The organism is Curtobacterium sp. RIT-PI-V (assembly GCF_025642935.1).
Lineage (GTDB): Bacteria > Actinomycetota > Actinomycetes > Actinomycetales > Microbacteriaceae > Curtobacterium.
In genome coordinates, this window is record NZ_JANZKM010000017.1 from 70,802 (window position 1) to 79,780 (window position 8,979).

The 8,979-nt window shown below is 70.5% G+C and carries 8 protein-coding genes; 4 read left to right on the plus strand and 4 right to left on the minus strand.

Annotated features, from left to right (window positions below):
• Positions 1–9: 9 nt before the first annotated feature.
• Positions 10–1,386: a hypothetical protein gene (locus OGL88_RS11855; RefSeq protein WP_263091498.1), complete on the minus strand. Its 1,377-nt coding sequence runs from the start codon at positions 1,384–1,386 to the stop codon at positions 10–12.
• Between the two features lie 87 nt (positions 1,387–1,473).
• On the opposite strand from OGL88_RS11855, the gene OGL88_RS11860 reads away from it, so the two are divergent.
• Genes OGL88_RS11860 through OGL88_RS11875 form a run of 4 tightly spaced genes read left to right on the plus strand, consistent with a single transcriptional unit; the run spans position 1,474 to position 5,718 of the window.
• Positions 1,474–2,883: a polysaccharide biosynthesis tyrosine autokinase gene (locus tag OGL88_RS11860; RefSeq protein WP_263054986.1), complete on the plus strand. Its 1,410-nt coding sequence runs from the start codon at positions 1,474–1,476 to the stop codon at positions 2,881–2,883.
• Positions 2,880–3,473, plus strand: coding sequence for an arsenate reductase/protein-tyrosine-phosphatase family protein (locus tag OGL88_RS11865; protein ID WP_263054987.1), 594 nt, complete (start codon positions 2,880–2,882; stop codon positions 3,471–3,473). The genes OGL88_RS11860 and OGL88_RS11865 overlap by 4 nt, the downstream gene beginning before the upstream one ends.
• The gene (locus OGL88_RS11870) at positions 3,470–4,576 is read left to right on the plus strand and encodes a glycosyltransferase (protein ID WP_263054988.1); all 1,107 of its coding nucleotides are present in this window, start codon (positions 3,470–3,472) and stop codon (positions 4,574–4,576) included. The genes OGL88_RS11865 and OGL88_RS11870 overlap by 4 nt, the downstream gene beginning before the upstream one ends.
• Positions 4,573–5,718: a glycosyltransferase gene (locus OGL88_RS11875; protein ID WP_263091499.1), complete on the plus strand. Its 1,146-nt coding sequence runs from the start codon at positions 4,573–4,575 to the stop codon at positions 5,716–5,718. The genes OGL88_RS11870 and OGL88_RS11875 overlap by 4 nt, the downstream gene beginning before the upstream one ends.
• A 61-nt stretch (positions 5,719–5,779) precedes the next feature.
• On the opposite strand, the gene OGL88_RS11880 is transcribed toward OGL88_RS11875, so the two are convergent.
• The 3 genes from OGL88_RS11880 to OGL88_RS11890 form a co-directional block, all read right to left on the minus strand.
• On the minus strand, positions 5,780–7,297 hold the full coding sequence (locus OGL88_RS11880) for an oligosaccharide flippase family protein (protein ID WP_263054990.1): 1,518 nt from the start codon (positions 7,295–7,297) through the stop codon (positions 5,780–5,782).
• 10 nt (positions 7,298–7,307) lie between these two features.
• Positions 7,308–7,760, minus strand: coding sequence for a DUF3060 domain-containing protein (locus tag OGL88_RS18060; protein WP_263054991.1), 453 nt, complete (start codon positions 7,758–7,760; stop codon positions 7,308–7,310).
• A gap of 91 nt (positions 7,761–7,851) precedes the next feature.
• A partial coding sequence (locus OGL88_RS11890; RefSeq protein ID WP_263091500.1) for an Ig-like domain-containing protein occupies positions 7,852–8,979 on the minus strand: 1,128 nt, incomplete at its 5' end.

The window sequence follows — 8,979 nt, forward strand, 5'->3', positions numbered from 1 at the left end:
AGGTCGACACTACCGGGCAGCGTGCCGTCGGCCGCTCGGACGGATCACCGGTGGAGTACGACGGGGAAGGACGCTTCCGTGCGTCGTCGCGGGTCTCGGTTCGACGTCGGTCGAGCCCGTCGTGGACGTGGCGTGACGGGCCGCTTCCGTGCGGACCACCGGCAGTGTGGCGGCGACCAGGAGCCAGAGCAGCGGGGTCGAGAGGTCGGGTGCCGCGATCGACTTCGCGACGAGGAGCGCCAGCAGACCGGCCATCGGGGCGATCAGCCGTCGGTGACGGACGGCGCCGACGGTGACCGCGCCGATCGCGCACACGAACAGGAGGACGCCCGGGATGCCCACGGTACTCAGCAGCGTCACCGCGAAGGACGAGGAACGGTTGCTCCCGAGGCCCGCGCCGAGACCCCAGGTGTCCCAGAGGACCCGGATGCCGAGCGCATCGGCTGCCGTCCTGGAGTCGTAGGACTGACTGCCGATCTTGTCGTCGACGATCCCGAGGACGGGGCCGAGCAGGCGCTCGCCCGCGGCCAGTGCGGCGATCGCGACGACGATGACGCTCAGCACGATCCACGGCGTCCCGCGCCCTTGCGACGCCACGTACCGGAGGAGCACGACCGCCAGGAGCCCGGCCAGGACGATCCCGCTCGCGGCGACCGCCGTGCCGGACGCCGACGCGAGGATTGCCGCGATGGCGAGGACCGCGAGCACCGCTGCCCAGGCGCGCCGGCGACCTGTCGTCGTGGCGACGGTGACCACAGCGAGGACCGCGACCCCGAGTGAGAACGTCGCGAGTTCGCTCGGCTCGGCGAACACACCGCGCAGGCGAGGGTCGCCAGGGGCGCTGTAGTCGATGTCGAGCGTGTCCAGGACGGGACCGGTGACGTCGGCCCCGACCGCCTTGAGGAGCCCGCGGACGAGGCTGCCCCCGACACCCGTCCAGGCAGCGGTCCAGAGGGCAGTGCGCGCCGTTCCGGTCCGCACGAGGAAGAGCACCGCGAGCATCGATGCCCACAGGAACGCGGGCTGCGCGAGGTTGCTGACGGTGACGGCGAGCGCGGACGGCGCCTTCACCTGCTCGTCGATCCCGTTCTCCGGCAGGAGGACCGGGACGCCGTGGAACGCCCAGGGGCCGAGGAGTGTCGCAGCGGTGCTCCACACCGCGAACGCCACCAGGAACGTCACCGCCGCCGAGGTGACGGTTCGCGTCCGGGTCGTCGCCCAGCCAACAGCCGCGAACACGCACGCGAGGACGAACAGGTTGACGCTGATGCCGCCGAGGGAGACCCCCGCGGTCGCGGGAAGCCCGGCGCCAGCGCCGAGTGCGACGGCGATGCATCGCGGATCGCGACGGAGCAGGGCCACCGCGCCCAGCAACAGGAGAGCCACTCCGAGGACGGTCATGTTTTCCTTTCAGCTGATATGCATTGCATGGTACGCTATATATTAGTTTGTCTCAACCGATCGGGAGTCCCCATGACGCTCACGCAGTTCCTCGCCGTCGTCCGCCGTCGGCGCTGGTGGATCGCCACGCTGACCGTGCTCGGCGTCGGCGGGGCGCTCGTGCTCTCGCTTCTGCAGACGCCCCTCTTCCGCGCCGAGGCCTCGCTCTTCGTGTCGGTGAGCGGGAGCGCCTCGGCGTCCGACCTCAGTCAGGGGAGCGCGTTCTCGGCGGCCCGCGTCGCCTCCTACGCGAAACTCGCGACGTCCCCTCGCGTCCTCGAAGCAGCCGCAGAGACCGCCGGGGTGCACGCGACGCTCGACGAGTTGCGCGCAGCCGTGCAGGCGTCGCCCTCCGGTGACACGGTGATCCTCACGATCGCCGCGACCCAGTCCGATCCGGAGCGGGCAGCAGCGCTCGCCGACGGGGTCGCCCGTGAGCTGACGAAGGTCATCGGCAGCATCGAACGGACCGACACGGACGGCACGGCCCTGGTCCAGGTCAGCGTCTACCAGGACGCGATCGTGCCCAGCGTCCCGGTCTCGCCACGGATCCCGGTCAACCTCACCATCGGGCTCCTCGCCGGGCTCGGGCTCGGTATCGGCGTCGCGCTCCTCCGTGACACAGCCGACCGGAAGGTCCGGTCCGTCGACACGATCCGTTCGGTGACGGCCTCGTCGGTCCTCGCCGAGATCCCGTTCGACGACGAGGCGGCGGCGAAGCCGTTGGTGGACACGGGGAACGTCTACTCCGGCCGTGCCGAAGCCTTCCGACAGCTGCGCACGCACCTGACGTTCACCAACCTCGACGGCGGCACGCAGACGGTCGTCGTCACGAGTGCCGTCCCCGGTGAGGGCAAGTCCTCGACCGCGGTGAACCTCGCGCTGATGCTCGCCCAGAACGACCAGCGGGTGCTCCTGGTGGATGCGGACATGCGACGCCCGGCGACGAGCGTGTACCTCGACATCGAGAGCCGCGTCGGCCTCTCGACGGTGCTCACGCACCAGGTCGAGCTCGAGGACGCCGTGCAGACGGTGGGTGCACACGGCCTCCACGTCCTCGCTGCGGGACGAGTGCCCCCGAACCCGGCGGAGCTGCTCGGTTCGCGTCAGATGGAGATGCTCCTCGAGACGGTGCAGCAGCAGTACGACGCCGTCGTGATCGACGCTCCGCCGGTCCTGCCGGTCACCGACCCCACCGTCCTCGCCGCCCACGCGACCGGGGTGCTCTTCGTCACGTCGGTGGACGGTCGGGCGCTGCAAGGCGACGTCGCCCGCGCGCTCGAGACGCTCGAATCCGTCGGTGCGCGCGTCCTCGGCATCGTCGCCAACCGCGTGCGCCGGTTGCGGCGGCCCGCGGACTACTACGGCTACGCGCCCACTGCACCGACCAGCGAGAGCCCCCGTCGTGCACGACGCGAGCGGGCGAATGGTGGTTCGCGGTGACCGCGCGGCGCATCCTGTTCGTCTGCGAAGGGAACATCTGCCGATCGCCGTACGCGGCCGCCGCCTTCGCGGAACGCTGGGAGACGCTCGCCGGCGCCCGTCCGACGGTCGTCTCGAGTTCGGGTACCCGAGCGGTCGCGGGGGCAGCCGCGCACGAACTCCTCGGTGCGCACCTGAGGACCCCGAGCTCGCTCGACGGGCACATCGCTCGGCAGCTCACGGCGTCCATCGTGCGTGAGCAGGACCTCGTCCTGACGATGGAGCGGACGCAGCGTGGTGCCGTGCTCGACCTCGTGCCGTCGGCGCTCAGGCGGACGTTCACGCTGCTGGAGGTGCAGCGGCTCGCAGCGCCCGTCCTCGACGCCTGGAACGCCGACACGGTCCGCGCCGGGGACACGCTACACGAGCTCCTCGGCCGCCAGCGCGCATCCGGCTCCGGCTCGACGTCAGCGGACGACGACGTCACGGACCCCGTCCTCGGCGGCCCGACGGAGTTCGCCGTCATGGCGTCGTGCATCGACCGCGCCGTGGACGAGCTCGTCGCGTTGCTCGTCCGGTTCGACTCGTCGATGGCCGGAGCTGTTCGATGACCGGCCACGGCTTGCTCGTCCACGAGTGGATCGAGCGGATCGGCGGAGCGGAGCGGGTGCTCGACGAGTTCGCCGGGATGTACCCGGACGCCGATGTGCTCGCACTGTGGAACGACGACCCCGGTCGGTACGGCGACCGGGTGCACGAGAGCCTGCTCGCCGCCACGGCTCTGCGCCGTCACAAAGCGGCCGCCCTCCCGATCATGCCCGCAGTGTGGTCCCGGGCGGCGAGATCCCTCGGTGAGCACGACTGGGCCCTGGTCAGTTCGCACCTCTTCGCACACCATGTCGTCGTCCCCGGCGTCGCTCCGGAGCGACAGTTCACCTACGTGCACACCCCGGCTCGCTACCTGTGGACGCCGGAGCTCGACCACCGCGGGCGGTCGCTCCCGGTGCGTGTGGCGGCTCCGCCGTTGCGACGGCTCGATCGTCGGCGCGCGCAGCGACTCCGCAACGTCGCCGTGAACAGCGCCTTCGTGCAGGAGCGGGTGCGACGGACCTGGGGAGTGGAGTCGACCGTGATCCACCCGCCGGTCGACGTCACCCGGGTCCGCCGAGCGGTCTCGTCGCCTGAGTTGCTCAGCGGCAGTGAGCGATCGGTGCTCGATGGTCTGCCGGACGGTTTCGTGCTCGGTGCGTCCCGGTTCGTTCCCTACAAGGAGCTCGAGACCGTCATCGCGGCCGGTGCTGCTGCCGGCCGCCCTGTCGTGCTCGCCGGATGCGGGCCCGACGAGCCACGCCTCCGAGCGGTGGCCGATCTGGCCTCCGTCGACGTCACCTTCGTGATCGCCCCCTCGGACGCGATGCTCGCACACCTGCTGGAACGCGCCGCCGTGTTCGCCTTCCCCGGCGTCGAGGACTTCGGCATCGTCCCCGTCGAGGCGATGGCGCTCGGGACGCCTGTGATCGCTTCGGTCCACGGCGGCGCTCGGGACACGGTCGGCGCGCTGACCGGTGTCCACCTGTCGAGCACCGACCGCGATGAGCTCAGGGAAGCGGTCGACCGAGCGGTCCTGCTCGATCCCGAAGACTGCCGATCCGCGGCAGACGGTTTCGCATCGGAACGCTTCCGGCGCGAAGTGCGTTCGTGGATGCACTCGTGACCGGGCTCCCCGTCGTCGCGTTCATCACGCACTCCGCGCAGCTGTCGGGTGCGGAGCTCTTCGTCCTGCGTGTCACGGCTGCTGCGGAACGAATCCGGCCGCTGGTGGTCCTCGGGGAGCGCGGACCACTCGAGGGCGCTCTCGCCGCGAAGGGGGTCGACGTCGCCGTCGTCCCCCTCGGCGCCTCGGTCCGGGCGCACACGGGACGGACCAGCTCCGGACCGGCTGCGCTCGTGCGGAAGGGCTCCGCCGTCCTCGGCGTCGCGACGCGGCTGGCCGCGCTCCTCCGTCGTCGACAGGTCTCCGTCGTGACGACGCACTCTGCGAAGGCACACCTGTACGGCGGTGTCGCCGGCCGTCTCGTCGGTCTGCCGGTCGTCGCGCACCTCCACGCCGTCCTCGGGTCCGGCGATGCCGGGCCGCGCAACACGGCACTCCTGCGAGGAGCACTCCGTGTGCTGTCGACCAGCGCCGTCGCGAACTCACGGGTCACTGCGGACTCGGCACGGCTGGGCGGGCGCACGGTGCACGTGGTGGGCTGTCCGGTGACGATCCCCGACACGGTCCCGGCGCCGCCGGACGGTCCGGTCTTCACCGTCGTCGGCCGACTGTCGCCATCGAAGGGGCAGGACCTCGTCATCAAGGCCTTCGCGTCGATCGTGCAGGAGTACACGCTCCCCGGTGCGCGACTGCGGCTCGTCGGGAGCGCGCTCTTCGACCGTGACGATGCTCACGAGGCTCGGCTCCGGGAGCTCGTCCACGAGCTCGAGATCGCCGAACGGGTCGACTTCGTCGGCCAGGTGGACGACGTCGCCGCGGAGTTCGCGCGATGCGACGTCGCCGTCCACGCGAGCGTCGTCGAGGAAGGGTTCGGGCAGGTCGTCGTCGAGGCGATGGCCGCCGGGCGTCCGGTGATCGCGAGCTCGGCCGGTGGTCCCGCCGAGATCGTCACGGACGAGGTCGACGGGCTCCTCGTGCGACCGGGCAGCATCGACGCGCTCATCGCGGCCATGCGTCGGACGGTGCTCGACCCGGCCTTCCGACACTCGCTGGGAGACGCCGGGCGCCGTCGTGCGGCCGGATTCACACTCGACGGCATCGTGCACCGTCTCGAATCGATCCTGCTCGACGCGCGGAGGTGAACAGCTGCCACGGACACGCACGAAGACCTCCGATCGACGAGTCGATCGGAGGTCTTCGTGTTCACGCTGCCGACGTCGCCGGTACGTCGTTCGGTGCGGGACCCGGACGTCGGCGCACCGCACCGAGCACCTGACGACCGACGCGTCGAGTGCCGGGGAGTGCCAGGAACACGGCGATCCAGACGATGACTGCAACGCCGCCGCCGAGGAACAGCAGCAGGATGGGCGGGCCCTCGACGAAGGCGGTGACCGCGATCGCGGACATCGCGCAGACCACCGTCCCGATCGCCGGCTCGACGAGCGGCACGACGAGGTCTCGGAGCGTGAGAGCCGCCCTCGAACCGATCACGAGGAAGCCCGGGACGACGAGTGCGACGGTCGCAGCTGATGCGCCGAGAGCCACTCCGGTGACGCCCCAGAGGCTGCCCACGAAGAACCCCACGAGCGTGAGCGGACGAGATACGGCACACTCCCAGACCGTCTGGCGTCCGGCGAGTCCCGCCGCCAGGGCGACGAACGTCGTCACGCCGCTCACGACGGACGCCAGCCCCATCGGGACCATCGCGGTGAACACCGGGACGGTGGGCAGCCACTCGGCGCCGAACACCGTCGACACCAGGGGCCGCGCGAGCACGGCGAGGACCGCCAGGAGCGGCCAGAGGACCGCGCAGGACAACGCCAGCACGGTCCGGAACGCCCGCCCGAACGCGGGCGTCCCGACGAGTCTGCCGAGCGCCGGCACGGCGACCCGCCGGAGCGGTCCGTTGACCTGCTCCGTGGGCAGCGTGACGAGCTGCGCCGCCTGAACGTAGAAGCCAGCCGCGGCGGTTCCGAAGAGTGCGGCGACGATGAGCCGGTCGAAGCTCCGGACGACCCACTCCAGACCTTGCGAGACGGTGGCGTTCGCGGCGAAGCCGAGCTCAGCACGGAGCGACCGGAGCGGAGCAGGTCGTCCAGGGCGCCACGGCGTGACGCTGACGATCACGACGACGAGGACGAGGGCGTACGTCCCTGCCTGCAGGAGCAACGCGCCGGATCCAGCGCCGATGGCCGCGGCAGTCACCGAGACGACGCAGGACACCACCGCGGCTCCGACCTCGCCGGCACCGATCGGTCGGAACGCCAGGTTGCGCCCGAGCAGTGCCGTGGGCACGGCGCCGATCCCCGCGGCGACGAACACGAGCGCGAGCAGGGGGAACGTGAAGGGACCAGCGGGGAGCTGCGCAGGCGGGACGATGGCGCCGACCACGAGCAGGACAGCGCCGACCGCAGCGCCGATGCCGACGCTCAACCAGTGGAGCGCCGCGGTCGAGGCTGCTGACAGGTCGGGGAGGCGGCCGATGAGCCAGGTGATGCCGCCGGACCGGACGAGCTCCGCGGCCGTGACTGCGACGAGCGCCGTCGCGGCTGCGCCGTACTGTGCCGGTCCGACGATGCGGGCGACCACCACCATCGTCGCGAGTTGGAGCGCGAACCGGAGCCAGGTGGTCGATGCGGAGACGAGGGCTCCACGGGCCGCGGCCGACCCGAGCACCGTCGAGGTGCCCCAGTCGGCCGCGGTGGTGCGTCGGGTGCGCATGTTCGTCGGGTCAGCGACCGACGGTGTTGCTCTTGCCGGAGTCCTTGACCTTCGGCTTCGAGTCCGTCGAGACGCGGTTGCCGTCGCCGGTGATCGTGACGGTGGAGACCGACTTCACGTCGATGCCGTTGATGGCGCCCTTCACCGTGAGGCTCTTCACGGCGCCCAGGTGGATCACGGTGTTGCTCGACTCGACGATCACGGTGGTGCAGTCGCCGATGGTGACGGACTTGTTGTTCACGTCGGCGATCGTCGCCGTGCCGTCCGTGCAGGGTACGTCTGCCTTCTCGATCGGCGGCCCGGTGATCTCCGACGTCGGGTTCGGCGTCTTCTCGGCCTTCGCCGACGACGAGGCCGAGGGGGTCTTGACCGGTTTGGTCTCGTCGCCGGCGGTGCAGCCCGCGAGGAGGGCGGTCGAGAGTGCGGCGACGGAGAGGAGGGCGAGGGCGTTGCGGGTCTTCACGAGGAGGTCCTTCCGATTGTGGTGTTCATTATTCTAGCATGTGAAATACAAAAGCGGGACACCCGGAGGTGCCCCGCTCCTGTGGAGGACGTCAGTCGGTGATGTTCACGTCGACTGCGGTCAGGGAGTACTTCCCGCCCTTGCCCCGCTCGCTGGCCCAGAACTGGTAGTTGCCGGCGGGGAGGTCGAGGTCGGAGGTGATGCTCCAGCGGCCGTCCTCGACCGTGGTGTCGCCGAACGCCGCGTCGTTGGTGAAGTCGGTCCCGGTGAGGACGATCTTCGATCCGTTCGAGCCGGTGCCGGTGAACGTGAGCTCACCGGAGCCGTCGATCTGCTGACCGAACGTCGGCGAGGTGATCGTCGGAGCGGTCTGCTGGCCGTAGTCCAGGCTGACGACGATGCCCTTCGACGGGACTCCGCTGACCGTCTGGGTCACGGTGAAGCGCTGCTCGCCCCAGCCGACCTTCGACGGGTCGATCCCGACGTTGTAGGTGCCTCGGGTGTCGGTGATCGTCGTGCGGGCGATCTCCTTGTGGTCCGCGTCGACGACGATGATCTCCGCGCCGACCTCGCCGGTGCCGGAGATCCCTCCCCAGGCGTCGAGGGTCGGCCCGAAGAAGGCGACCGCCGTCGGAGCAGCCGGAGCTGCCTGCACGGTCTGGATGTTCAGACCCGTGAAGCTGATCTTGCCGCCCTTGGTGCGCTGGTTCGCCCAGAGCTGGTAGGAGCCGGTCGGCAGGGTGATCTGGTTGTTCGTGATCGTCCAGGTGTTGTTCGCGACGGTGGTCTCACCGATCCGCGCCGATTCGTCGTTGCTGAGGTCGACGCCGTTGATCTGCAGGCGCCCACCGGTGTTGCCGGTCCCCGTGAACGTCAGGTTCCGGTTCGCGACGACCGCGCTCTCGCCCGGGCTCGTGAACGTGGGCGTGTTGTAGCCGTAGTCCATGTCGACCCGGATGCCGTCCGAGGGTGCACCGTTCAGGGTCTGCGTGACCGTGAGCGTCTGCACGCCGTCACCGACCTTGTTCGGGTCGATCGGCAGGTTGTAGGACCCGTCGGCGTTCACGATGACCATGTCGGCGATCGTGTCGCCGGCCGCGTTCTTCGCGGCCAGCGTTGCGCCGACCGTGCCGCGGCCGGTGATGCTGGCCCACTGCTCGATGTCCTCCGGGAAGAACTCCGTCGCGGTCGGTGCAGCCGGCTTGGCCTGTTCCATGGC

Coding starts and splice junctions, on each gene's coding strand:
- OGL88_RS11860 (WP_263054986.1), top strand. CDS start 1,474: ATGACGCTCACGCAGTTCCTCGCCGTCGTCCGCCGTCGGCGCTGGTGG.
- OGL88_RS11880 (WP_263054990.1), bottom strand. CDS start 7,297: ATGCGCACCCGACGCACCACCGCGGCCGACTGGGGCACCTCGACGGTG.
- OGL88_RS11870 (WP_263054988.1), top strand. CDS start 3,470: ATGACCGGCCACGGCTTGCTCGTCCACGAGTGGATCGAGCGGATCGGC.